21 protein-coding genes are annotated in these 22,788 nt (G+C 67.9%); 8 read left to right on the top strand and 13 right to left on the bottom strand.

What is annotated here, in order from left to right; genetic code table 11:
- Nucleotides 1-71: 71 nt before the first annotated feature.
- The 4 genes from QNJ67_05550 to QNJ67_05535 all read right to left on the bottom strand — a co-directional run bounded on the left by QNJ67_05550 (nt 72) and on the right by QNJ67_05535 (nt 3,663).
- Nucleotides 72-851, bottom strand: coding sequence for an amino acid ABC transporter ATP-binding protein (locus QNJ67_05550; protein ID MDJ0608421.1), 780 nt, complete (start codon nt 849-851; stop codon nt 72-74).
- Nucleotides 852-1,050: 199 nt separating this feature from the next.
- Nucleotides 1,051-1,950 carry an amino acid ABC transporter permease gene (locus QNJ67_05545; GenBank protein MDJ0608420.1) on the bottom strand — a complete coding sequence of 300 codons (900 nt, stop codon included), beginning with the start codon at nt 1,948-1,950 and terminating at the stop codon, nt 1,051-1,053.
- Nucleotides 1,950-2,711, bottom strand: a complete 762-nt coding sequence (locus QNJ67_05540) for an amino acid ABC transporter permease (protein MDJ0608419.1) — start codon at nt 2,709-2,711, stop codon at nt 1,950-1,952. Before QNJ67_05540 ends, QNJ67_05545 begins: the two co-directional genes overlap by 1 nt.
- A gap of 118 nt (nt 2,712-2,829) precedes the next feature.
- Complete coding sequence (locus QNJ67_05535) at nt 2,830-3,663, bottom strand: transporter substrate-binding domain-containing protein (GenBank protein ID MDJ0608418.1); 834 nt, start codon at nt 3,661-3,663, stop codon at nt 2,830-2,832.
- A 475-nt stretch (nt 3,664-4,138) separates the two neighbouring features.
- Between QNJ67_05535 and QNJ67_05530 the strand changes: the two genes are divergently transcribed.
- The 3 genes from QNJ67_05530 to QNJ67_05520 all read left to right on the top strand — a co-directional run bounded on the left by QNJ67_05530 (nt 4,139) and on the right by QNJ67_05520 (nt 8,947).
- Nucleotides 4,139-5,224, top strand: a complete 1,086-nt coding sequence (locus QNJ67_05530) for a TRAP transporter substrate-binding protein (protein MDJ0608417.1) — start codon at nt 4,139-4,141, stop codon at nt 5,222-5,224.
- A gap of 73 nt (nt 5,225-5,297) precedes the next feature.
- Nucleotides 5,298-6,275: a TRAP transporter small permease subunit gene (locus QNJ67_05525; protein MDJ0608416.1), complete on the top strand. Its 978-nt coding sequence runs from the start codon at nt 5,298-5,300 to the stop codon at nt 6,273-6,275.
- Between the two features lie 14 nt (nt 6,276-6,289).
- Nucleotides 6,290-8,947 (top strand): SLC13 family permease, encoded by a 2,658-nt coding sequence (locus tag QNJ67_05520; GenBank protein MDJ0608415.1) that lies wholly within the window; start codon nt 6,290-6,292, stop codon nt 8,945-8,947.
- 4 nt (nt 8,948-8,951) lie between these two features.
- Here QNJ67_05520 and QNJ67_05515 read toward each other — a convergent pair whose 3' ends face one another.
- The 5 genes from QNJ67_05515 to QNJ67_05495 all read right to left on the bottom strand — a co-directional run bounded on the left by QNJ67_05515 (nt 8,952) and on the right by QNJ67_05495 (nt 13,904).
- Entirely contained in the window at nt 8,952-10,064 is a 1,113-nt protein-coding gene (locus QNJ67_05515) for a hypothetical protein (GenBank protein MDJ0608414.1), read from the bottom strand.
- Complete coding sequence (locus QNJ67_05510) at nt 10,061-10,318, bottom strand: phosphopantetheine-binding protein (protein MDJ0608413.1); 258 nt, start codon at nt 10,316-10,318, stop codon at nt 10,061-10,063. The genes QNJ67_05515 and QNJ67_05510 overlap by 4 nt, the downstream gene beginning before the upstream one ends.
- A 154-nt stretch (nt 10,319-10,472) precedes the next feature.
- Nucleotides 10,473-11,687: a radical SAM protein gene (locus tag QNJ67_05505; GenBank protein ID MDJ0608412.1), complete on the bottom strand. Its 1,215-nt coding sequence runs from the start codon at nt 11,685-11,687 to the stop codon at nt 10,473-10,475.
- Nucleotides 11,688-11,812: 125 nt separating this feature from the next.
- Nucleotides 11,813-12,847, bottom strand: coding sequence for a Gfo/Idh/MocA family oxidoreductase (locus tag QNJ67_05500; GenBank protein ID MDJ0608411.1), 1,035 nt, complete (start codon nt 12,845-12,847; stop codon nt 11,813-11,815).
- 82 nt (nt 12,848-12,929) lie between these two features.
- Nucleotides 12,930-13,904 (bottom strand): quinone oxidoreductase, encoded by a 975-nt coding sequence (locus QNJ67_05495; protein MDJ0608410.1) that lies wholly within the window; start codon nt 13,902-13,904, stop codon nt 12,930-12,932.
- Between the two features lie 99 nt (nt 13,905-14,003).
- Here QNJ67_05495 and QNJ67_05490 point away from each other — a divergent pair, with 99 nt between their 5' ends.
- The 3 genes from QNJ67_05490 to QNJ67_05480 all read left to right on the top strand — a co-directional run bounded on the left by QNJ67_05490 (nt 14,004) and on the right by QNJ67_05480 (nt 18,362).
- On the top strand, nt 14,004-15,443 hold the full coding sequence (locus QNJ67_05490; GenBank protein ID MDJ0608409.1) for a class I adenylate-forming enzyme family protein: 1,440 nt from the start codon (nt 14,004-14,006) through the stop codon (nt 15,441-15,443).
- Complete coding sequence (locus QNJ67_05485; protein ID MDJ0608408.1) at nt 15,440-16,750, top strand: hypothetical protein; 1,311 nt, start codon at nt 15,440-15,442, stop codon at nt 16,748-16,750. Before QNJ67_05490 ends, QNJ67_05485 begins: the two co-directional genes overlap by 4 nt.
- Before the next feature lie 283 nt (nt 16,751-17,033).
- Nucleotides 17,034-18,362 (top strand): S8 family serine peptidase, encoded by a 1,329-nt coding sequence (locus tag QNJ67_05480; protein MDJ0608407.1) that lies wholly within the window; start codon nt 17,034-17,036, stop codon nt 18,360-18,362.
- Here the strand turns inward: QNJ67_05480 and QNJ67_05475 are convergent.
- Together QNJ67_05475 and QNJ67_05470 are read right to left on the bottom strand one after the other, a co-directional pair.
- Nucleotides 18,359-19,480 carry a trypsin-like peptidase domain-containing protein gene (locus QNJ67_05475; protein MDJ0608406.1) on the bottom strand — a complete coding sequence of 374 codons (1,122 nt, stop codon included), beginning with the start codon at nt 19,478-19,480 and terminating at the stop codon, nt 18,359-18,361. The genes QNJ67_05480 and QNJ67_05475 overlap by 4 nt on opposite strands.
- A 248-nt stretch (nt 19,481-19,728) precedes the next feature.
- Nucleotides 19,729-20,211, bottom strand: coding sequence for an ankyrin repeat domain-containing protein (locus QNJ67_05470; protein MDJ0608405.1), 483 nt, complete (start codon nt 20,209-20,211; stop codon nt 19,729-19,731).
- A 142-nt stretch (nt 20,212-20,353) separates the two neighbouring features.
- Between QNJ67_05470 and QNJ67_05465 the strand changes: the two genes are divergently transcribed.
- Together QNJ67_05465 and QNJ67_05460 are read left to right on the top strand one after the other, a co-directional pair.
- Nucleotides 20,354-20,908 (top strand): hypothetical protein, encoded by a 555-nt coding sequence (locus QNJ67_05465; protein MDJ0608404.1) that lies wholly within the window; start codon nt 20,354-20,356, stop codon nt 20,906-20,908.
- Entirely contained in the window at nt 20,889-21,362 is a 474-nt protein-coding gene (locus QNJ67_05460; GenBank protein ID MDJ0608403.1) for a DNA starvation/stationary phase protection protein, read from the top strand. The genes QNJ67_05465 and QNJ67_05460 overlap by 20 nt, the downstream gene beginning before the upstream one ends.
- A gap of 190 nt (nt 21,363-21,552) precedes the next feature.
- Here QNJ67_05460 and QNJ67_05455 read toward each other — a convergent pair whose 3' ends face one another.
- Together QNJ67_05455 and QNJ67_05450 are read right to left on the bottom strand one after the other, a co-directional pair.
- A complete protein-coding gene (locus QNJ67_05455) occupies nt 21,553-21,897 on the bottom strand; it encodes a DUF1289 domain-containing protein (GenBank protein MDJ0608402.1) in 345 nt (114 codons plus the stop codon).
- Between the two features lie 92 nt (nt 21,898-21,989).
- Entirely contained in the window at nt 21,990-22,715 is a 726-nt protein-coding gene (locus QNJ67_05450; GenBank protein ID MDJ0608401.1) for a ribonuclease activity regulator RraA, read from the bottom strand.
- Nucleotides 22,716-22,788 lie beyond the last annotated feature (73 nt).

The following is a 22,788-nucleotide window of genomic DNA, read 5'->3' as shown; positions in this document are numbered from 1 at the left end:
CGACGGTAAGCCCGGCAGGCCCCTGCCCCCGGATCTCCTCTAAGTCGATGACCTAGAACGGATTCAGACGTTTAGAGGATCTGGCTCAGGAACTCCTTGGTCCTGGGGTCCTTGGCCTCGGTGAAGAAGGTCGCGGGCGGGCCGTGCTCGACGATGATGCCCCGGTCGGTGAAGTAGATGTGGTTGGCGACTTCGCGGGCGAAACCCATCTCGTGGGTCACCAGGATGCAGGTCATGCCCTCCTCAGCCAGCTCGCGAATCGTCACCAGCACTTCCTTGACCGTCTCGGGATCGAGCGCGGCGGTGACCTCGTCGAACAGCATCACGTCGGGGTTCATGGCGAGCGAGCGGGCGATGGCGACGCGCTGCTGCTGGCCGCCAGAGAGCTCGCCCGGATAGCTGTCTTCCTTGCCCTCGAGGCGGACTTTCTTGATCAGGGTGCGGGCGCGCTTCTCGACCTCGGCCTTGTCCTCCTTGAGGACGTGGATCGGCGCCATCATGACGTTCTCGATCGCGGTCTTATGGGGGAAGAGATTGTACTGCTGGAACACCATGCCGACCTTCTTGCGGAGCTCCAGCTTGTTCAGGGCGGGGTCGTTGACCTCGCGGCCCTCGACCTTGATCGAGCCCGCCTGGATGTCGTTCAGCGCGTTGACGCAGCGGATCAGGGTCGACTTGCCCGAGCCCGAGGGGCCGATGATGCAGATACATTCGCCCTTCATCACGTCGAGCGAGACGCCCTTCAGGACCTCCAGATCGCCGAAGGACTTGTGCACGTCCTTGATCGAAACCATGGGCTGATCCGGCGTCCAGCCGGCGCCGTTCCCCTTGCCGTTGGATTGGTCGGTCATCGTTCAGGTCCTCTCTGCATCAGCGGCAAGCCGATCATCCACACCCTTTGTCATTGCCGGACGAGCGCAGCTCGAGTGCTTCGCACTTCCGGCAATCCAGGCGTTGTTTTCGTCACGCCGCCCCTGGACCCTCGGATCAGGTCCGAGGGTGACAATGGGGGACGTTGCTGAACCGTCCAATCTCCTGGTCCTCCCCTCCTCAGATCTTCACCAGGAACCGTCGCTCCAGCCTGATCGACCAGCGGGCGATGGGATAGGTGTAAACGAAGTGGATGAAGAGCAGGAACATGTAGAACGGCCAGATCAGTTCGGGCCGATCGCCCTCGGCGTTGAGCGCCTGGGTGGTGTGGGTCACCGACTCTTCGACGCCCATGATCGAGCAGAGCGGCGTCGCCATGGCCAGAATGCAGTACCAGTTGATCCAGGGCGGAATCATGCGCTTCACGCACTGGGGCAGGATGATCATCCACATGGTCTGGCGCCGGTTGAAGGCCAGGCTTTCCGCCGACTCCCACTGGCCCGAGGGCAGCGAAATCACGGCGCCGCGCACGACCTCCGAGATGTTCGCCATGACCGGCAGCGAAAAGCCGATCACCGCCTTCATCCAGTCGGGCACCGGCACCACGACGAAACCGAAGTCCAGCTCGAAGGGAAACAGCAGCATGATGCAGAACAGCAGCACCAGCCAGGGCGAGTTGCGGAAGAACTGGGTGACGATCCAGGATCCGCCGCGCACCGGCGCCAGCAGGGAGACCTGCATCAGGCCGAGGGCGGCGCCGGCCACCGTGCCGATGATCATGGCGAGGAAGGAGATGATCAGGTTGAGGGCGAAGCCCTCGAGAACGAAGGGCGCCCACTTGAAAAGCGCCTCCATAGGCCCGATCAAGGCCGGCGCGGTCGCCGCCTCCGCCGTGCCCACCGCCAGGACCAGGAGCGCGGTCATCCAGAACAGGTGCCGCGGCCCGAGATTGAGCCGATAGGTCCCCTCGCGCCGTTCAATCAGCGCCGCCCGCCGCGTCGTCTCGGCAACCGGCAGCAGGACCGGCAGGTCGGTCTTCGCCGCGCCGTCGACGCCGGGAATTGGCCTCGCGGCCGCCATCAGCCGTACCCCGGGATCTTCATGCGGCGTTCCCACTTGTGCATGAGCCACACGAGCACGCCGACCAGGAAGATGTAGTAGACGAAGAGCACGAACATCATCTCGGGCACGTTGACGTTGTCGGACCAGATCTGGTTGGCCGTGTACATCATCTCCGGCACCGCGATGGCGTAGGCCAGGGTCGTGGTCTTCAGCAGGTTGACAAGGTTGTTGTTCAGCGCCGGCAGGCAGACTCGGAAGGCCAGCGGCAGGATCACGTAGATGTAGGACTTCAGGCGCGTGTAGCCGAGCGCCTCGGCGGCCTCGCGGGTCGAGGTTGGCACCGCCTCGATGCCGGAGCGGAAGATCTCGACGTTGAAGGCGCCGGCAAAGAAGCCGAGCGAGATCGCGGCCCAGCCGAAGCTGCCGACTACCGGCTCCTCCCAGCCGCCGGCGTCGACCGTCGGCATAAGGCCCCAGCGGTCGAGCGTCGTGCCGATCACGAAGTAGAAGAACAGGATCTGCACGAAGGGCGGGGTGTTCCGGAAGAACTGGATGTAGCCCGCCATGCCGAGGCGGACCAGGCGCGACTTGGCGCCCTGGGCCCACGCGCCGACGATGCCGACGATCAGGCTGAGGATCAGGCAGACGACGATCAGCTTAAGCGAGATCCAGACCGCTTCGATGAAGCGGTCGTACTCGTACTGCTCGTAGAAGATGACGAAGTTCAGGCCCGTCGTATCATAGAGGGACCGGAAAAAGGGTGCGATCGCATCGAACACGGCAAGCCCCCGAGAGCCGCTACGACGAGAACGATCCGGTCCCGCGGGGCCGGCCGGATCGCCCGGTGAGCCCGAAGGCGGAGCGGCCTCGCGCCCCGCCTTCGAACCCGGCGCCCGATTACTTCAGGTGCGCCCGCTTCGGCGTCAGCTTGGTCTGCTGATCCTGGAGGAACTGGGTCGGCTTGATGCCCCACTTCTTCTCCAGCTCGATTAGGCGGCCCGAGACCAGCCAGCGGTAGCTCATGCCGGCCATGAAGTTGCCCCAGATGCCGTCGATCTCCTCTACGGGAACCGCGAGGCCCCAGGGATTGTCGTCCTCGGAACTGAGCGGCATCTCGAAGCCATCCCATTGGCCGGAGGCCAGGTCCGAGCCGATCGAGGAGTCGTCGTAGACCCAGGCGACGCACTTCTTGTCGCGCAGGGCCTGCTTGGCCTCGGCGTTGTTGACGAAGGCCTTGACCTTGGCGCCGTAGCGCTTGGCGACAATCTTGTTGTAGAAGGCGCCCTGCTTGCCGCAGACCGGCTTGCCGCGCAGGTCTTCCCAGGACTTGATGGCGCCGGCGCGGGCCAGCACGTTGGTGCCCGAGGTGTAGTAGTTGGGCTCGGGAATGCCGACCACCTTACGCCGGTCGCTGCGGTCCGACATGGTGGCGATCATCAGGTCGATCTTGCCCTGCTCCAGGAACTGCATGCGGTTGGACGACTGGACCGGCACCAGCTCGAGCTTGACGCCCAGGGCGTCGGCCACGTCCTGGGCCATGTCGATTTCCATGCCGACAAGGTTGCCGTCGGAATCGCGGAAGCCCCAGGGCCGGTAGTCGGCCTTGACACCGACCACGACCACGCCGCGCTCTAGAACCTTCTTGAAACGATCGTTCGCCTCGGCGCTGCCCGCCGCGAGCCCCAGCGAGAGGGCAACCGCGACCGCCCCCACAATACTCTTCTTATTCATAATCATGAGCCTCCTCTGTTTGGTCCCTGAACAAACTGGGTTCTTTGCCCCAGTCTAGCACCTGGAAAGGTCTTGTCATCTGCTGCCGCCGGAACGGGGGAAACTGGGAAGATTTCGCGCCTCCGGGAAGGCGGATCTCTCCCGCGCCGGCTTGCCCACCGTGCTAAGGGCCTCGGGTTGCTGGCAGTGTAGGGCAAACGGGAGGCGTCCGGCCCTACGGCCGGGTGCTGCCGGAGCCACTGATCCCGGAGCGCCCGTGCCGAAATCGCCAAGACGAGCTACCCGAAGTAGCACAGTCATGGCTGCGTTTCGCAAAGTCGTCGCAACGTTTCCGAACACGGCCGACCCGGCTCGCGGTGGCACCTTGTATCCCCCTGCCGCTTCTGATTTATTCCTCGCCAGGTTCGCAGCGATCTGGAACCCCGCCACAAAAATCGTCGCACGTGAGCGACTTCCACGAACAGGGAGACAAAAGATGCAACGTCGTGGATTTCTGAAGGGCGCCGCCGTCGCCGGCGCGGCCGCCAGCACTCTCGCCGCACCTGCGGTCGCGCAGAGCAGACGGGACCTGGTGATCGTCTCGACTTGGCCGCGCGACTTCCCCGGCCTGGGCCTCAGCGCCCAGCGGCTGGCGAAGCGCATCACCGAGCTCAGCGAGGGCAAGATCACGACCCAGTACTTCGCCGCCGGCGAGCGGGTCGGCGCCTTCGACTCCTTCGACGAAGTGGCCTCGGGCAACGCCCAGGCCTACATCGCGGCCGACTACTACTGGAAGGGCAAGCACCCGGCCTGGGCCTACTTCACCTCCGTGCCCTTCGGCATGACCACGGTCGAGTGGAACGCCTGGATCAAGTTCAAGGGCGGCCAGGCGCTGTGGGACGAGGTGGCCGGCGAGTTCGGCCTCAAGTGTCTGCCCTGCGGCGCGACCGGCACCCAGATGGGCGGCTGGTTCAACAAGGACCTCGAGACGGCCGACGACCTCAAGGGCCTGAAGATGCGCATTCCGGGCCTCGGCGGCGACGTCATGGCCAAGCTCGGCGCCTCGCCGGTCTCACTGCCCGGCGGGCAGATCTACGAGAACCTGGTCTCCGGCGCGATCGATGCGACCGAGTGGGTCGGCCCTTACAACGACTACTTCATGAAGTTCTTCGAGGCCGCCAAGTTCTACTACTACCCGGGCATGCACGAGCCGGGCGGCGGCCTGTCCTTCGGCTTCAACAAGGCCTGGTGGGAAGGCCTCTCCGATTACGAGCGGGCGCTCCTGACCGCGGCCTCCCTGGAGGAGCACGCGGCCCAGTACGAGGAGACCCAGGCCAACAACGGCGCCTTCCTCAAGCGGATGATCGAGGATCACGGCGTCGTGCTGAAGCAGTTCTCGGAAGAGATCTACGACAGCTTCGGCGAAGCGGCCATGGCCGTGTTCGAGGAAACCCGCGACCACAGCCCGCTGGCGAAGAAGGTCAACGACGACTTCCAGGCGGCGCTGCGCGAACTCGGCGGCTGGCAGAAGATCGCCGAGGTGGGCTTCTCGGTTCAGCGTAACCGGGTTCTCGGGATCTAAACCCTCGCGACTAGGCTCGGGGGCGTGACGGGATCGGGCCGCAGCCCGGTCCCGCACGCCGCCGGGGATCTCCATGGCAGCTGCACAGGGCAACAGCGAAGCGCTCGGCGACGGCCTGCCCGTCGTGGCACGCTGCTTCGGCTGGTGCTTGCTCGCCGTCCTCGCGGCCTTCCTGATCAACAACTACCTGAGCTTCGGCCTCGACTGGCCGGGCGCCGGCACCGGCGACCCGCTCTCGCTGATCCAGCTGGGTCTCTACGCCGCCGGGCTCGTGCTCGCCCTGGCCTACGTGCTGCGCTCCCGCTCAACGCCGCTGCGCGCCGACGCGACCCGCATCGCCGGGGTCAACAATTACCTGATCCGCGGCGCGTTCTGGGCCATCGTCTTCGTCGGGCTGGCCGACATGACCATCTCCTTCCTGCGGGTCGAGGGCCTGCTCGAGGCGGTGGTCGGCGAGGAGCTCACCAAGATGCTCGGCCGATCTCGCTCCCGCGGCCCTTACGTCCACATGCCGCTGATCGCGCTCGGCTTCCTAGTGGCGATCTTCACCCGCACGCTGGGCTTCACCTGGCTGGCGCTCCTGGTCGTCGTCGCCGAGCTCCAGATCGTGCTCGCCCGCTTCATCTTCTCCTACGAGCAGGCCTTCATGGGCGACTTGGTCCGCTTCTGGTACGCCGCTCTGTTCCTCTTCGCCAGCGCGTACACACTCTGGGACGAGGGACACGTACGGGTCGACGTGCTCTACGCCGGCATGCGGCCCAAGACCAAGGGCCTGGTCAACGCGATCGGCACCCTGCTCCTCGGCATCACTTTCTGCTGGGCGATCCTTCTGGTCGGCATGGGCAGCAAGACCGCGATCATCAACAGCCCGCTCCTGAACTTCGAGGTCTCGCAATCGGGCTTTGGCATGTACGTCAAATACCTGATGGCCGGCTTCCTCGGTCTCTTCGCGATCTCCATGATGATCCAGTTTGTCAGCTATTTCCTCGACGCGGTCGCCGACTACCGGGGTGATCCCGGTGGCCGCCACCACCACGAAGCCGTGATGTAGCGGCCCGGCTCTCGATGGAACTGCTCTTCCTCGCTCTCCTGATCCTGCTCATGGCCGCGGCGCTCGGCATGGGCTATCCGGTCGCCTTCGCCCTGCCCGGCTCGGCGATCCTGACCATCGGCCTGGCGGCCGGAGCGGGCTATCTCTTCGCCGGCGATACGGACGCCTACTTCGCTCAGGGCGGGCCCGGGCAGTGGCTGAGCGCCGGCGTCACGAATCTGCGCGGCGTCTACTGGGAGGCGGAGCGCGATACGCTGATAGCGATCCCGCTGTTCATCTTCATGGGCATCATGCTGCAGCGCTCGAAGATCGCCGAGGATTTGCTGGTGACCATGGCGCAGCTGTTCGGCCCGATCCCCGGTGGCCTCGGGATCTCGGTGGTCTTCGTCGGCGCGCTGCTGGCCGCCACGACCGGCATCGTCGGCGCCACGGTGGTGGCCATGGGCCTGATCTCGCTGCCGGCCATGCTGCGCAACAACTACTCGCACTCGGTGGCGACCGGCACGATCGCTGCGTCCGGCACCCTCGGCCAGATCATTCCGCCGTCGATCGTGCTGATCATCCTGGCCGACCAGCTGGCCAGCGCGACCGACCAGGCGAGCGCGTCGCGCAAGGCGCTTTACAAGGAATCGACGGGCGAGCTCACCATGCCCTCGGCCTTCGACGTCTCCTCGACCAGTGCCGGCGAGATGTTCCTGGGCGCCTTCCTGCCCGGCCTCGTGCTGGTCGGGCTCTACATGGCCTTCATCCTGTGCTTCGCGCTGTTCCGGCCCCATCTCGCCCCGACGGTCCCCTACGATGGGCGTTTCGACCGGCAGTTCTTCGGCAAGGTGGCGCTGATCCTGATCCCGCCGCTGACGCTGATCTTCCTGGTGCTGGGCTCGATCCTGACCGGCATCGCCACGGTCAACCAGGCCGGCGCGATCGGCGCCGCCGGCGCGCTGATCATGGCCGGCTACCGCCTGACCGAGGGCCGGCCGGGCGCCTTCCGGCCGGCGATCCTGGCGGTCGCCTCCCTGGTCGTGATCGGCGTCCTGCTGTCGTTCTACGAGATCAACGTCAAGAAGATCCGATCCGGCGAGGACGCCTTCGCCGTCGCCGTGGCGGCGGTCGCGGTGACCGGCCTGCTGACGGCGCTGGTCTGGAGCGGCTGGCGCGCGCTCAAGGTCGAGGACACGCTACAGGGCGTGATGATCGAGACCGCAAAGACCACCTCGCTGGTCTTCATCATCCTGCTCGGCGCCGCCATGCTGACCGCCGCCTTCCGCGCCTTCGGCGGCGAGGAGCTGGTCCGCGAGTTCCTCGGCAGCCTGCCGGGCGGCTTCTGGACCCAGTTCGTCATCGTCATGCTGGTGATCTTCATCCTGGGCTTCTTCCTGGACTTCATCGAAATCGCCGTCGTCGTGGTGCCGATCGTCGCGCCGATCCTGCTGGCCGACCCCTCCGCCAACGTCACCGCGGTCTGGCTCGGCGTCATGATCGGGCTCAACATCCAGACCTCTTTCCTGACCCCGCCCTTCGGCTTCGCGTTGTTCTACCTGCGCGGCGTCGCGCCGGCGATCGTCAAGACGATCTCGATGTACAAAGGGGTGATCGCCTTCATTGCGCTTCAGCTCTTCGCCCTGGTCGTCGTTGGTCTCTATCCGAACCTGGTCAACTACCTGCCGCAGCGGGTCTCGCTGACTTCGGAAACAGCGCCGCCGCCGCGCAACCCCAAGCTCCAGCAGTGCCTGGAGAAGTACGTCTGGCAGCGCTTCACGGCCGACGGCGACGCGATCAGGGCGGAGATCGCCGAGGCCCGCGGCTTCAACCTCGACTATCTGCCCGAGCGGCTGGCGAAGAACCTGCGGGAAAGCTTCGACCAGGCGGAGCAGACCTTCGGCCTGCTCGAAGCGGCGCGCCAGGCCGAGGAGGCGGTTCAGGCCAAGGCCGACGCCTTCCGTCCGGTCCAGCGCAAGGTGCGCTCGATCGAAAACGGCCTGCGCAGGCTCGACGCCGAGATCCGGGAGCTGAACACAGCCCTGCGCCGGACCGACGCCGCGACCGAGGGCGCCCGCCGGGAAAGACTCGAGGCGCGGATCGCAGCGCTCACCGAGGAACGCGAGGCTCTGGCGGGCGAGATCCCGGAGACCTGGGCCGAGACCTACAAGGCTTTCTCGGCGCTGCTCAAGGAAGAGAGCAAGGCGCGCAATCTCTATCGCCGGAACGCCGACCGGGGCTACGAGCCGGCCAGGGCCCTGCTCGCCGTGTTTGACGCCACACCGGCCTTCAAGGAACTCGGACCCGAGCTCGACGGCATCAAGGCGAAGGTCGCCGCCGCCGAGAAGGAAGAGGCGGCCGCCATTCTGGCGGCCCTGGCCAAGAGGTTCGGCGAGGTCGACGGCGCGTCCGAGATCAAGACCGCCCTGACCCAGGCGCGGCGCGCGGTCAGAGCCAGGACGCCCGACCCGGAGAAGGCAGAGGCCGAAATGGACAAGGCTCTGGCAGCCTACAACGCGCAGATCGCCTGGCGCGACCGGGCGGCCCTCGACCTGGTGCCAGACCTGCGCGTTTACGAGGTGGCGATCCGCGACACGATCGGCGCCCGGCTGCAGACCAGGATGTCCGAGGACCAGGCGCTCTTCGTCGCCGGCTGCAATGCCGGCCACCGCGACATCTCGCTGTACTTCTAGCAGGTTAGCCGGCGGCCGCCTGATCGGGCGCGCAGCGGCGCTCCAAATCCCATAGGGTCGGCCAGTCGCGGTCGCCGTCGCCCTTGGTGAAGTAGACCGCCCCGGCCGAGCGCCAGCTCTGGTCGGCCAGGGCGAGCGGACCGCCCAGGGTGAAGACCGAGGTCCACTGACGGTGCTCGACCGGCGCCAGCAGATGGGGCAGACGGTCGAGCCCGTTGTCGGCGGTCGCTTCCCGGAACCCGCCACCGGCCAGGGCCGTGTCGTGGATCGTTCCGACCACCAGGAAGTCGGCCATGACGGCGTCACGGGTGGCGTCGGCGATGGCCGCCCAGACGTCCGCGGCGTCGCCGGGCCGGGCGACCATCTCGGTGACCCGCGCCACCTGGCCCGCCGGCGTCTCCTGGTAGCGGCAGACCGCCAGCCCGGTCAGCCGGCCGGCGGAACGAACGGCGAGCATCCGGTAGTCCGTGTAGGGCGCGCCGCAGCGCCAACGGAGATAGGCGGCGGTCTTGTCGAGCGCACAGCTCAGGCCGGCGCGAACCTCGCACCAGAGCGGTTCGTAGTCGTCCGGCGCCCGGTCGACCCAGTCGGCGGAGAGCCCGCGCGCCGGGGCGGGCGGCGGCGCCGGAAGAACGGCGACCCTGCCGGCCTCGCCCGGCGGGCAGAGCGCCAGCGCCTCGGGGCGGTTCAGCCGCAGGAAGCGGCGCATCGCGACACCGGGAATGTCGCGTCCCATCAGCGCGTTCAGCGGCGCCGAGAGTTCGTTGCCGGCCATCGCCAGGACCAGGGGGTAGGCCCGGTAGGCCCAGAGATAGAGCGCGGCGCCCTGGCCGGCTTTCCGGGCGTCCGCCTCGACGACACCGGTCGAGAGATAGCCGAGCCGGGTCTCGCGGCCGGCGAACCAGGCGGGCAGCACGATCACCATGAGCGCGCCGGCCAGGGAGCCGTCCGCCCGCTCGAGCAGCCGGCCGCCCCAGGGCTCGCCCTCCGCGGCGAAGGGATTGCGGAACCAGTGCTCGTGAAACCGGCGGTCGGGAATGTGCGAAAAGCCGAAGTGGCGGCGCACGAAGTCCTGCAGGCGCGGCCAGTCGCCGTCGAGAATCGGGCGCAGCTTCACGCCGCCGCCCCGATGCGCCGCTGCACCAGGGACGCGATGGCGGGGATCCGCTCGAACACGCAGGGATCGAGGTCCTCGGGGGCGAAGGTAATGCCGTGGGCGGTCTCGAGATGGAGGACCAGGCGCAGCAGCGCCAGGGAGTCGAGGACGCCGCTGTCGAACAGCGCCGTGTCCCGAGTCACCTCGGTGCCCGGGTAGGCGATCTCGTCCCTGATGTAGCTCAGGATGCCGTCGGCGATCTCGGCCTCGGTCACAACAGTCTCAATCGATCGCGACTCTCCCTGTCATGCCCGGACTTGATCCGGGCATCCAGGGATGCCGGCCGCCCTGGATTGCCGGAAGCGCGAAGCGCTCGGGCAACGCCCGTCCGGCAATGACATAGGGGGCGCGGAAAGCTCGGCACATGATTTAGATGAAGCGGTCGAAATCGGCCACGGCGTCGACCTCGGCGCCGTCCAGGATCTCCTCCATCAGCAGGTTGGAGCGATGGCGGATGCAGTGGAAACGGCAGTCCCGGCTGGGATCGGTCTGGTCCATGACCGCCGCGCGCTGCTGGCCGTGCCAGATCTCGGCGAAGCTCTGGGTGTTGGGGTCGCCAATCTTCTTGTCGCCGCAGCCGCGGAAGTAGGGGCAGACGTAGGCGCCCGAGGGCGCGACCAGGGTGCGCATCTCGGAGACCGCGCAGCGCGTGTAGTCCTTGGGCTCGACCATGGGCTTGTTGTCGAGCACGTGCTGGAGGTTGACCGGGGCCAGGACGCGGAAGGCCTCGGTCTCCAGCTCCTTGATCGCGGCGATCTGGCGCCGCGCCTCGGCCAGCTCGCGCTCGGGCTGCCGGATCAGGAAGTGGCCCATGTCGTAGGACGGCTTGACCTCGAAGTAGTCGCAGCCGGCTTCCTTGGCGACCAGGGCGCCCTGGTAGACCTCGTGCAGGTTGCTGCGCTTCACGGTGCCGTCTTCGGCCACGTCCGAGAGCAGCAGGAAGGAATAGCCGAGCTTGCCCCGCTTCACCTCGGCCAGGGTGCGCATGTTGTCGACGATCCGGTCGAACATCGACCGCCCCGACGGGCTGGGCCGGAAGTATTGGAAGGTCTCGGGGGTCGCGGCGTCCATGGAGACGCGCACCCAGCGGGTCTTCTCGGCCAGGACCTTGAGGTGACGATTGATCAGGATGCCGTTGGTCGTGACACCGACGTGGACGTCGTGGTCGCCCAGGTAGTCGATCACCCAGCGGGTCTCCGGGTGGGCCAGGGGCTCGCCGCCGCCGATCAGGATCACCGCGCGCACCCCGGCTTCGACGATCTCCTTGGTGATCTCGCGCAGGCGCTCGCGCGTGAAGCCGCCCTGGTTCAGGAGGCTGCCGCTGATGCAGTCGGGACAGGCCAGGTTGCAGGCCGTGGTCGGGTCGAGCTCGACCACCCAGGGCGCGGAGGAGCGGCCCTTCTCGCCGACCTCGCGGAGCCGCTCGACGATCGATTCCTGAAGCAGCTTGCGCGACAGGTGGAGCTGGGCCCCGTGGCTGCTGTCTTTTCCGGCGCCGTCGCCCGCGGGATCCTGCCGCGGCGGCATCGGCCAGTCGCTATCGGTGACGCGCGGCGCGGGCGCGCCGTTCTCCAGCTCCAGCATGCGTAGGGTCCCTGTCTCAGGCCGTCCGTTAGGGCGAGGTTAACAAGCGGCCTATGAATAAGAGATTAATGATAAATGGTTAGGCTATTTTCATTATTCCGGCCGCCCTGCCGGCAGCCACGGTTTTACGCGCTCAACCGGCTCCGCCCCCGTTCGGCGTAGTAGCCGCCGAGGATCTCTTCCTGGACGCCGAGCGCGCGGATGCCGTTCTCGGCGTCGCTCGGCGCCGTGCCGCGGCCGCGCAGCGCGTCGGTGACGGCCTGGACGATCGGCAGGTGGGCGTGGCTCGGGATCGGGATGTCGGCGGTCTCGAGCCCTTCCCGCGTCTCAAGCTCGAGGACCTGGCTATCGAAGGTGGCGTAGCGGATCGCTCCCTCGGTGCCGACGATCTCGGTCAGGTCCCGGTTGACGCCGGCGACCGCGCACCACTGGCCGGTGCCGATCACACCGTTCTCCAGCTCGAAGCTGGCGGTCACCGTGTCCTCGGCTTCGTAGAACCCGGCGCGGTTGACGGCGCGGCCCTCGACCTGGGCGAAGGGCGCCAGGTAGAAGTCCATCAGGTCGAGCATGTGGGTGCCCATGTCGGCAAAGTTGCCGCCGCCGCCGATCTCGGGCCTGAAGCGCCAGGGGATCTGGCCGCGCGCCGCCATCACCCGGGTGACCGGCGCCACCGGGTGGCTCTCGGGCCTCAGCGCCAGCGCCATGGTGACGCTGAGCGGCGTGCCGATGCGTCCCGCCTCGAGCCATTCCTTGACCTTGAGGAAGCGAGGCAGCGCCCGGCGGTAGTAGGCGGTGTAGAGCGGCACGCCGGCGCGCGCGCAGGCCTGCTTCATGGCGTGGGCGTCGGCCAGAGTGCAGGCCATGGGCTTCTCGCAGAACACCGGCTTGCCGGCCGCCGCGGCCTGCTCGGTGTAGCTGCGGTGGGAATCGGGGGTGGTGGCGATGTAGACCGCATCGACCTCCGGGTCGGCGATCAGCGACGCCGCGTCGTCGGTCCAGCGCGCGACGCCGTGGCGCTTCGCCCAGTCGGCGACCTCGTTGCGCCGCCGCGAGGCGACCATGACGAGTTCCGAGCCCTCGGCCATCTGCAAGGCCGGGCCCGACTTGACCTCGGTCACGTTGCCGCAGCCGATCATGCCCCAGCGGATCGCGTCGCCCATGAGAAACCCCGCACCTCGGAGGAACCAACTAGAATTTCCGAGTTAGTCGGATCTTGGTTAAGGAGAGGTTACCGGGCGGCGGTCAGGGCAGCAGCAGGCTCGAGCCCGTGGTGCGGCGCCCCTCCAGCGCCCTGTGCGCCTCGGCCGCGTCGCTGAGCGGGAAGCGCTGGTTGATCTCGACCTTCAGCCCGTCGGCGACGACCGCGAAGAGGGCCTCGGCGCCCGCCAGCAGCGCCTCGCGGGTCGCGCCATAGTGAGCCAGGCTCGGCCGGGTGAAGAACAGAGAGCCCCGGCTCTGCAGGTCCTGGGCCGAGACCGGACGGGGCGGCCCGGAAGAGGCGCCGAATGAGGCCAGGATGCCGAGCGGCGCCAGGCAGTCGAGCGAGGCCTCGAGGGTCGCGGCGCCGACCGAATCGTAGACCACGGGCACCCCCTCGCCGCCGGTCAGGTCGCGCACCCGAGCCGCGATGTCTTCCCGGTCGTAGAGGATGACGTGATCGCAGCCGTGGGCCCTGGCGAGCGCGGCCTTCTCCTCGGTGCCGACCGTGCCGATCACGGTTGCGCCGAGACGCTTCAGCCACTGGCAGGCGATCAGGCCGACGCCCCCCGCCGCCGCGTGGAACAGCACCGTATCCCCGGCCGCGACCCGGTAGGTGCGCCGGATCAGGTACTCCACCGTCAGGCCCTTCAAGAGGAGGGCCGCGGCCAGCTCGGAGGAGCAGTGCGCCGGCAGGGGAATCAGCAGGTCGGCGGGGATCACCCGCGCCTCGGCGTAGGCGCCGGGCGCGCCGGTGCAGTAGCCGACCCGGTCGCCTGGGCGGATACCCGCGACCCCCGGCCCGACCGCGCTGACCGTGCCGGCCGCCTCCATGCCGGGGGTGAAGGGCAGGTCGAGCGGCGCCGCGCCCTTGCGGTGGTAGACGTCGATGAAGTTGAGGCCGACCGCCTCGTGCGCGAGCAGCACCTCGCCCGGCCCCGGGTCCGGCAGCGGGCGGCGGTCCCAGACCAGCTGCTCCGGACCGCCGAACTCGTGAACGCGAATCGCCCGATCGCTCATGGGCGGAGGCTAGCGTCCCGAAGAGGTCGCGCAAAGGCTTTGTTAAGCATAACTAGACAGTCTTTCGGCGGCCTGACCGATCTTCTCGGACTATTCGCTATGGACGCCGCCGGTTTCCTCGAGACCCGCTTCCGCGACAGCGCGGACGACGTGCTGCTGCACGCGCTCGACGGTCGGTGCTACAGCTACGGCCGGTACTGGGCCAATGCCCGGGCGATCGCCGAGACCTGGCGCAAGGCCGGGGTCCCGCTCGGAGCTCCCATCGCCTTCCTGCTGCCGAACGGCCCCTCGGTGCTGGCCTGCTATCTGGCTTGCGCCATCGGGGGCCACGTGGCCTGCCCGATCACCCCGAGCCACAGCGACGACGTGATCGAGGCCATGCTGCGGCTGATCGCGCCGGCCCTGGTGGTGCGCGCCGCGCCGCCGCTGGACCCGGACCTGGCGGCGCCGCGGCCCGCCGACATCCGCTGCGGCCTGGCTGGCGACGAGCGCTTCATGGTGCTCATGACCTCGGGCACCACGGGCCGTCCCAAGGGGATCTGCCACTCCCTCCAGGCCATGGTCGACAGCGCCCGCGCCTTCGCCGCGCTCTCGGCCATGGACCGCGCCACCCGGCTCTACCACGTGCTACCCATGGGCTATATGGCCGGCCTCTTGAACACCATGCTGGCGCCCCTCGCCGTCGGCGGCACGGTCGTCGAGGGCCCGGCTTTCTCGGCCGCCGCGGCGCTCGACTTCTGGGCCCGGCCGGTCGAGACCGAGGCCAACTTCCTGACGCTGGTGCCCCCCGCCGCAACGGCCCTGGCCCAGCTCAGCCGGGATCGGGAGGCCGCGCACCACGCCGCCTCCGGCTTGATCCAGATCCAGTGCACCGCCGGCCAGCTGCAGAGCGCGACGCGCCGGCGCTTCCTCGAGACCTTCGGGCGGCCGCTGCAGGACTGCTACGGCCTCACCGAGCTTGGAGGCCCCTTGACCACGCAGGCTCCCGAGGAGGCGCTCACCGAGGAGCACGTCGGCCGGCCGGTCGCCGGTCTGGAGCCGCGCCTGGTGCCGGGCGGCTTCGACGACCCGGAGCTCTGGATCCGCTCGCCCTTCGCCATGGAGGGCTACCTGACCGAGGACGGCCTGGTCTCGCCCTTCGACGCCGAGGGCTTCATGGCGACCGGCGACCTGGCGCGGATCGAGGACGGCAGGATCCACATCACGGGGCGCAGCAAGGATTCCATCGTGCGCGGCGGGGTCAACGTCGCACCGATCCTGATCGAGAACCGCCTGGGCGAATGCGCCGAGATCCAGGACGTCGCCGTGGTCGGCCTGCCCGACGACTTCTGGGGCGAGATCGTGGTCGCCTGCGTGATCCCGGCGCCCGCCGCCGATCCCGAGGCCGTGACCCGAAAGCTCCTCGCCCACTGCGGCCGGACCCTGGACCCCGGCCTCAGGCCCGACCGCATCGTGGCCCTGGAGTCCTTCCCCCGGGCCGGCACCGGCAAGGTGCAGAAGCACGCCCTCCGCCAACAGCTCGCGGAACGACAGCCATGACGACCGTCTACCTGGTTCACTGCGTCGACACCGAAGGCCCGCTCGACGAGTACGCCTGGGCCCACGCCCTGGGCGAGCGGCGCTTCCAGCCGGCCGAGCTGGACCCCGAGGCCCTGGAGCTGGACTTCTGGGCCGCGATCACCGAGCACAGGGCCAGGACCATGGGCTCCTGGGAGATGATCGGCGCCATGCTGCGCCACTGCGCCAGCCCCGCGTTCCGCAACCGCCTGCCCGACAGCGCGGGCGGCGGCTGGATCTACAACTGGTTCTGCATGGACCACCTGGGCTCGACCGACAACCCGCGCGGCCGCGACATGGGGATGCACCGGGTGCTCGACTTCTACCGGGCCCTCGTCGAGGAGCAGGGGGCGGGCGACGCGATCCACTGGCACTTCCATTCCCAGTCGACCTACCGCGAAGCCAACAAGTGCGCGACCTCCTACCTCAATTCGCCTCAGCTGCCGGAGGTCCTCGGCCGGCGCCTGCTCGACCGGGGCTGGTTCCCCAGGGCGAACCGCGCCGGCTACCACGACGAGCGGCCGGACAGCCACTGGTTCCTCGAGCAGTGGATCCCCTTCGACTTGTCGAACAAAGCGGGCTCCGAGATCGACCCCGAGCGCAATCCCGACGTGGCCAACAACCGCTACGGCGACTGGCGCGGCGCCCCGACCGACTGGAGCACCTACCACCCGGACCACGACTACCACCAGCGCCCGGGCAACTGCCGCCGCAAAATCGCCCGCTGCCTCCTGCTGCTTAACCGCTTCAGCAACCTGACCGAGGCGGAGCTGGAAGCCGGGTTCGCGCGCGCCGCCGAGGGCGCGCCGACCCTGGTCGCCTTCTGCAGCCACGACTGGCGCGACCTCGGCCCCGAGGTCGACTACGTGCGTCATTTGCTGGGCCGCATCACGCCGCGCTATCCCGGGGTTACGTTCCGCTACGCCGAGGCGGTCGAGGCCTTCAACGCGGTCCACCCGGCGCCGGAGCGGGCGCCGCTCGAGCTGCACTGCACCCTGGAGCGCGACGCCGCCGGCTGCCGCCGCCTGACCGTCGAGACCGAGGCCGGCCAGGTCTTTGGCCCCCAGCCCTTCCTGGCCGTGCGCACCAAGTCCCAGCGCGTCATCCACGACCACATGAGCTACGGCGAGAGCTTCGATTCCTGGCACTACGTCTTCGACGACCACTCGATCCTGCCCGACGACGTGCGCAGCCTGGGCATCGCCGCCAACGACGCGGCGGGCAATCAGAGCATTCACGTGCTCGACGTCGACCAGATCGGCGAGAGCGCCCGGGACGTCCGCTTCTGATACGCTTTCCCTGTCCGGCGCGTGCAGGACTGTTGAGCAAACAAACGGCTCAAGACCGAATCTCTCGTGACGTCGGCGAGCTCTTCGGCCGTGAAGAGACGCGAGCGCATCAAGATCAACAACAGGGTCGAAGCTCATCGCGCGATAGCTGACCGGCGCGGGGATGAGCGCAATCTGATTGACGCGGAGGAGAAGGGCTGGTCATCCATAACTATCGAGAGGTCTCGGAGGCCCATTGGAGCAGGTTGCGCACCAAGCGCCCGACGTAGAGGTGGAACGTAACGTGGTTTGGAAGGGTGCTTCGGGTCTGTGTCTCAGCGCCTCTCTCGCCGTCGGCCTGGCAATCGCATCCTCGGCCGCGGCGGACAGGACCGGCGGCACGGAGGCTTCGGCACGAGCGCTGCTCCGCTTGGCGCCCGGCACCCTCTGCCCGGAAGGGATCCTGGAGCCGGACCGGCTCCCCGAGCGCTTCGAGGGGGCGTTCTCCGGGTTCACGCTGGTTGACGTGACCGACCGGGGTCCGCCCGATACTTGGTTGCGGCGCGAGATCCGGCTCGAAAACGCCGGGAGCGACCAGGCTCTCCTGGTCTCGGCGACGCGCTCGTCGGCCGGTTTGCGCAGGGTTTCCTTCGAGATGCACAAGCTCTCCGCGGAACGGCCGATAATGATTCTGCTCGCGGGCGGCGACTGCCAGCCGCTGCACGCCCGCGCGATCCGCTATGACGAGAGCGGCGGCGCCTCGGAGCTGGTGCACCTGGGTGCGGACCTGACGACCGTCGAGACGGTCGAGCCGCTCAACCCCCCGGTGCCTCCGGGGACCGATCCGGGCGGCGTCACCGTCGCCCACATCGACAGCGGCGTGAACTACCTGCTGCCGGAGATCGCGTCGCGTCTGGCGCGCGACGGCGACGGCCGCCCGCTCGGCCTCGATCTCTGGGAGGATGACGGCCGGCCCTTCGATCGCGACCAGCGGCGCTCGCCCTTTTTCCCGATCCGTCACGGCACGCCGGTCGCGAGCCTGTTGATCGAGGAGGCGCCCGCGGTGCGTCTGCTGCCCATCCGTTTCCCGCGGCACGAGATGGCGCGCATGTCGGAGGCGGTGCGGGCCGCGGCGGCGGCAGATGCCCGGATCGCTGCGCTGCCGATGGGCAGCCGGTTGCGCGCAGATTGGACGGGCTTCGCGTCGGCCGCCGCGGTCCATTCCGAGGTGTTGTTCATCGTCTCGGCCGGCAACGACGGACGCGACATCGACCTCAAGCCGCTCTATCCGGCCAGCCTGCGCCTGGACAACCTGGTCGTGGTCACCTCGTCCGACGCATTCGGACGCCTGGCTCCGGGCTCCAACTGGGGCGCCGCCAGCGTCGACCTCATGGTGCCGGCCGAGGGGCTGGCGGTGACGGACTATCGCGGCGCGCGCGGCACGGCTTCGGGTTCCAGCTACGCCGTGCCCCGGGTCGCGGCCCTGGCGGTGCGTCTGCTCGAGAAGAACCCAGACTGGACCGCCGCCGAACTGAAGCGCGCGCTCTTCGCCCGGGCCGTGCCGCCGTTGGAACGTGGGCCGCCGCGGGTCGCGGTCGGCTGGATACCCAACCCCGCCGACAACGGCCCTTAGTTGATCTTGGGCGGCCGCGGCGGCGGGTTCTTGAGGAACCGCTCGGCAACCGGCGCGCTCTGGGGGTTGATCTCCTTGAGGCGCGCCAGCGCGCGTCGAGCCAGCGCCTCGTCGCCGCCCCAGACGCCGGCCTGGATCGAGAGGCGCAGGACCTGCAGGTCGTCGTCGACCTGCGCGATCAGCCAGCGCAGATGGGGCAGGGCAGCCTCGTAGTCGCGCGCCAGATGGTGGGTGATGGCGAGGCCGATCCTGGTGTTCACGGCATTGGGATCCTCGACCAGGCCCTGCTCGAAGAGCGCGATCGCGGCCTCGGCGCGACCGGCCCGGCCCAGCGTCTGGCCGGCCAGGTCCAAGAGCTGTCGATTGGCGGACCGGCGGCAGGAGGTCTCGATCGCCTTGGCCTGCTGCTCGTCCGGGCGCTGTCCGGGATTTCGATGAGCGTCCAGCAGGGTCGTGCAGATCCGCACCGCGGCGCCGATCTCGGCGCTGGCCGCCTCCCAGTCCGGCCCGCTGCGCGCGGAGAGCGCCGCGATCTGATCGGCGGGGATCGCCTCGAAGCGGCCTTCGCCACCCGAGGCGACGATGCCGACCAGCCGTCCGTCCTGGTCCACCAGCGCGCCGCCGCTGTTGCCCGGTTGGCTGTAGGCGTCGTGGTGGAGGCGGGCGAGCGGCCGATCAGGAGTCGGCGCGAAGCGGAGACGCCCGGGATCGTAGGCGCGGATGCCGCGCCGCCCGACGTCGGCGCCCACGGTGAAGAGCTCGCTGTCCGGCCGGACCTCGTCCGGCGTCAAGACCGGACCCGGCGGCAGGTCCGCAGTCTCCAGCAGGATCAGGTCGCCCGGATAGTCGGTGGCGAGGGCCTTGGCCGTTATCGGACTGCCGTCAGGCAGGAACAGCGTCACCTCGGGCTCGTCGGCCACGACGTGGCGCGCCGTGACCAGGCGCGTCTCACCGATACGCACGGCGCTGCCGATTGGGTCGAAGGCGGAGACCGCAAAGACCGCCGCCCGCGCTTCGCAGACCGGCGGCGGTTGTGGGCAGCTGTCGGCTTGTCCCTCAGCCTTCGCCGCCGGCAGCGCGAGAAACGCGAGAGTCGCCAGCAGCAGGGTCGGGAACACTGCGCAACGAGCGGCGGCAAGGCGTGATACGAGGCGCAGACGCACCCTTAGGATTGATGGCGCTCTCTGCATGCGGTTCGGGCGGCTGACGACCATAGGCAGAAGGGCCACCACGGGCGGCATTGTCTTGTCAAGATCGCAGCGGCCTGATTTGCCGTCCCATGACGAAGCACCGGATATGACTTCGGCGTTTTCGCCTAGCAAAGGCGCGATACTCTTCCGGACTTACGCCCGAGGGACGAGTGCGGTTAGTGGAAGCTCGACCGGGCCGGCTCGGCGGCATCGAGCGCCGCACCGCAGCGCCGCAGGAACTCGCAGCCGTCGGCCAGATGCGGTTTGCAGGCGGCGAGAGCGAGCGGCGTGTCGCCGCGGCGGTTCGCCGTGTTGAGACCGGCGCCGCGACTGACCAGGAAAGCGAGGCAATGCTCGCAGCCGCCGAGCGCGGCGTAGTGCAGCGGCGTCATGCCCATGCGGTCGAAGTGGTTGATGTCCGCGCCCTTCTCGATGACGTAGGTCATCAGCGTGAAGTGCGGCTTGAGGACCGCGTAGCAGAGCGCGGTCGGCTTGCCGCCGAAGGTGGCGTCGGGGTGCAGGCCCAAGACCTCGATGTAGTAGCGGACCTCGTCGGTCATGTGGAGCGCGGCGGAAACGAGATAGTCCTTAACCGCGGCCTCCGAACAGCCGTGACCGACTGCGATTGCTTTCCTTACCGACATTCTGGTTATCGTCATCGAGGCCCCCACTTTCATCCCGGCGGGCGGCGCCGGTCCGTCTCTTCTTATAATGCGAATGATTATGAGTTGCAATCTCATTGACTCCCATGCCGCGGCCCTCATATGTTCACTCGTCGGCGCCGGCAAGAATGAGACCGCCATGAAGAAGCAATGGCCTGCTGTAACCCATGAGGGCGGGATTCCGAGGATCGGGCCCAAGGGTGGCGGCGCCACCGCGACACCGAACCGATCGGACCGGATGTTTCTCGAGATGTGCCGGGTCGCCGCGCACCACCTGCGGCGCCAACGCGCCATCGACCTCGAGACACTCTTACAGGCTACGGCACCCGAAAAGATCGAGAGAGTATCCGACCGACCGGCCAATCAGCGCAGAGCCGCCGCCAAGGCTCTCAGCTCGGTTCGTTGGCTCCTGCGCCTGGCGCAGTTCTCCCGGCCGGAGCCACTTCGCCTCTACACCCGCGGATCGACGGAAGTATCCCTCGACGAGGCCTGGCTGATTTCACTGCTGAAAGCCCAACGCCGCGCCGATGCGGCCAGCGTTTCGTTCCTGATCCGAAGTCGCTGTGCGCCTGATGCCGCCCGTTGGTTCCGCACGCACGCATCCGCGCTGCTCGAGCACATCCAATCTTGTCTCCCGAACGTAAAATGCAGTCGTTGGATACAGGAGACGGACCGTGAGCCAACCTGCAATTGATCTCGGCCCAACGGCGCAGGCCGCCGTAGCTGAAGCCCTGAACCAGTGCGTCGCGGAGACGGTCGTAGCCACCATGCTGGCCCAGAACTTCCACTGGAACGTCACCGGCATGTCGTTCGGCCCTCTCCACGAGCTGTTCCAGAAGATCTACGAAGATCACTTCGAGGCTCAGGACGATCTCGCCGAGCGGATCAAGGCGATCGGCATGCATGCCGAGGGGCAGCTGGCGACCATGCTCGAGAGGTCAAAAGTGAAGGAAGCCGACGGTCATCAGGATCATCGGGAAATGATCGAGCTGATGATGCGGGCGCAGGAGACGCTAGCCGCGACGCTGGCGAGCACCGGATCCCTGGCCGCCGAGCACGGCGATACGCTGACTGAGGACCTGGCCATCGAGCGCGGGCGGACGCACGAGAAGTTCGCGTGGATGCTGCGAGCCCACCTGAAGCACTAGGGCCTGTTGACACTCACGTCGCGCTCCTGGTCCGAGTGAAATCGGCGCTGTTAGGCGCGAGGAGGAAGGACATGCCGAGCATATTCGACCCCAGTCTCTGGGAGCAACGTGGCAGCGGGCCGATTGCGTCGGATCCTTTCGGGACGGAGCGCGCCGTGAATGTCAACAGGCCCTAAGGTCTGTTCCCGGGTCAAGCCGCGAGGGGCGGCTCGACCCCCTTTTTCGCGCATTTCCTGACATAGACCTTGCGCCAGTAGTCGTGCCGGCCGACCGCGTGTTGTTGCCTCACCAGCTCCGTAAGGAATTTCAGCTTCTTCTTCTCGCTCTTTAGGTTGCGGAACGCCTTTTTCTGCTTCTTGGTCATGGCGCAGCCGAGGCATTTTCCTTCCAGCTTGAACTTACAGACGTCAACACAGGGCGACAGGATTTTCGGCAAGGCAGGCTCCATCTGATCGGGACCACTGCCGCAACACCAGCGCGGCCGCATCCCCAATTGAGAATGGCTCGCATTATCACGACCTTCCTCGCGGGGCACAAGACTTCTCTTGATGGGGCGACAGCGGGGATTCTGCCGCCGCCAACGACGCGGTGGGCAACCAGCGCACTCGTGTCCTGAAGGTGGCGAGTCTACCGCCGGTTCTTCTGCCGCCAGGCCGCGAAGGCGGCCTTGGTTTCCTCCGTCGTCGCCGGGTAGAGGCCGATCACGGCGGCGCCCTCCTTGACCCGTTCCGTGACGAAGTCCTCAAAGGCGGTCATCTCCTTCGCCTCTGCCGCGATGGCGTCGGCCATGGAGAGCGGGATCACTGCCACGCCCTCGTCGTCGCCGACGATCACGTCGCCGGGAAAGACGGCCACGTCGCCGCAGGCGATCGGCCCGTTCAGCTCGATCGCCTGGTGGCGGGTCAGGTTGGTCGGCGCGGAGGGGCGGTTGTGGTAGCAGGGGATCTCCAGCTTGCCGATCTCCGGCGCGTCGCGGAAGCCGCCGTCGGTCACCACGCCGGCGCAGCCGCGCTTCATCATGCGGGTCACCAGGATCGAGCCGGCCGAGGCGGCCCGCGCGTCCTTGCGGCTGTCGATCACCATGACGAAGCCGGGCGGGCATTCCTCGACGCCGACCCGCTGCGGGTGCTTGGGGTCCTGGAACACCGAGATGGGGTTGAGGTCCTCGCGCGCCGGGATGTAGCGCAGGGTATAGGCCTGACCCACCATATTGCGGCCCTTGGGCGCGACAGGGTGGACGTCCTGCAGGAACTGGTTGCGCAAGCCCGCCTTGAAGAGCGCGGTGCAGAGCGTCGCGGTCGACACCTGCATCAGGGTTTCGCGAGTCTCCGCGGTCAGCGAGTCGGTGGCCATGGCCAGCTCCGTTGCCTGAAGCCCCTCACCCCGACCCTTTCCCCAGAGGGGAGAGGGAGCGTGAGGGGCGTGT

It is taken from the genome of Kiloniellales bacterium (assembly GCA_030064845.1).
Lineage (GTDB): Bacteria > Pseudomonadota > Alphaproteobacteria > Kiloniellales > JAKSDN01 > JASJEC01.
Note: the sequence above shows the minus strand (reverse complement) of the source record. Positions and strands in the feature narration are given on the sequence as shown.

What these genes read in the sequence shown, in the direction of transcription:
- QNJ67_05550 (MDJ0608421.1), bottom strand. Translation starts at nt 851, where the DNA reads ATGACCGACCAATCCAACGGCAAGGGGAACGGCGCCGGCTGGACGCCG.
- QNJ67_05545 (MDJ0608420.1), bottom strand. Translation starts at nt 1,950, where the DNA reads ATGGCGGCCGCGAGGCCAATTCCCGGCGTCGACGGCGCGGCGAAGACC.
- QNJ67_05535 (MDJ0608418.1), bottom strand. Translation starts at nt 3,663, where the DNA reads ATGAATAAGAAGAGTATTGTGGGGGCGGTCGCGGTTGCCCTCTCGCTG.
- QNJ67_05530 (MDJ0608417.1), top strand. Translation starts at nt 4,139, where the DNA reads ATGCAACGTCGTGGATTTCTGAAGGGCGCCGCCGTCGCCGGCGCGGCC.
- QNJ67_05525 (MDJ0608416.1), top strand. Translation starts at nt 5,298, where the DNA reads ATGGCAGCTGCACAGGGCAACAGCGAAGCGCTCGGCGACGGCCTGCCC.
- QNJ67_05520 (MDJ0608415.1), top strand. Translation starts at nt 6,290, where the DNA reads ATGGAACTGCTCTTCCTCGCTCTCCTGATCCTGCTCATGGCCGCGGCG.
- QNJ67_05505 (MDJ0608412.1), bottom strand. Translation starts at nt 11,687, where the DNA reads ATGCTGGAGCTGGAGAACGGCGCGCCCGCGCCGCGCGTCACCGATAGC.
- QNJ67_05500 (MDJ0608411.1), bottom strand. Translation starts at nt 12,847, where the DNA reads ATGGGCGACGCGATCCGCTGGGGCATGATCGGCTGCGGCAACGTGACC.
- QNJ67_05495 (MDJ0608410.1), bottom strand. Translation starts at nt 13,904, where the DNA reads ATGAGCGATCGGGCGATTCGCGTTCACGAGTTCGGCGGTCCGGAGCAG.
- QNJ67_05490 (MDJ0608409.1), top strand. Translation starts at nt 14,004, where the DNA reads ATGGACGCCGCCGGTTTCCTCGAGACCCGCTTCCGCGACAGCGCGGAC.
- QNJ67_05485 (MDJ0608408.1), top strand. Translation starts at nt 15,440, where the DNA reads ATGACGACCGTCTACCTGGTTCACTGCGTCGACACCGAAGGCCCGCTC.
- QNJ67_05470 (MDJ0608405.1), bottom strand. Translation starts at nt 20,211, where the DNA reads ATGACGATAACCAGAATGTCGGTAAGGAAAGCAATCGCAGTCGGTCAC.
- QNJ67_05465 (MDJ0608404.1), top strand. Translation starts at nt 20,354, where the DNA reads ATGAAGAAGCAATGGCCTGCTGTAACCCATGAGGGCGGGATTCCGAGG.
- QNJ67_05450 (MDJ0608401.1), bottom strand. Translation starts at nt 22,715, where the DNA reads ATGGCCACCGACTCGCTGACCGCGGAGACTCGCGAAACCCTGATGCAG.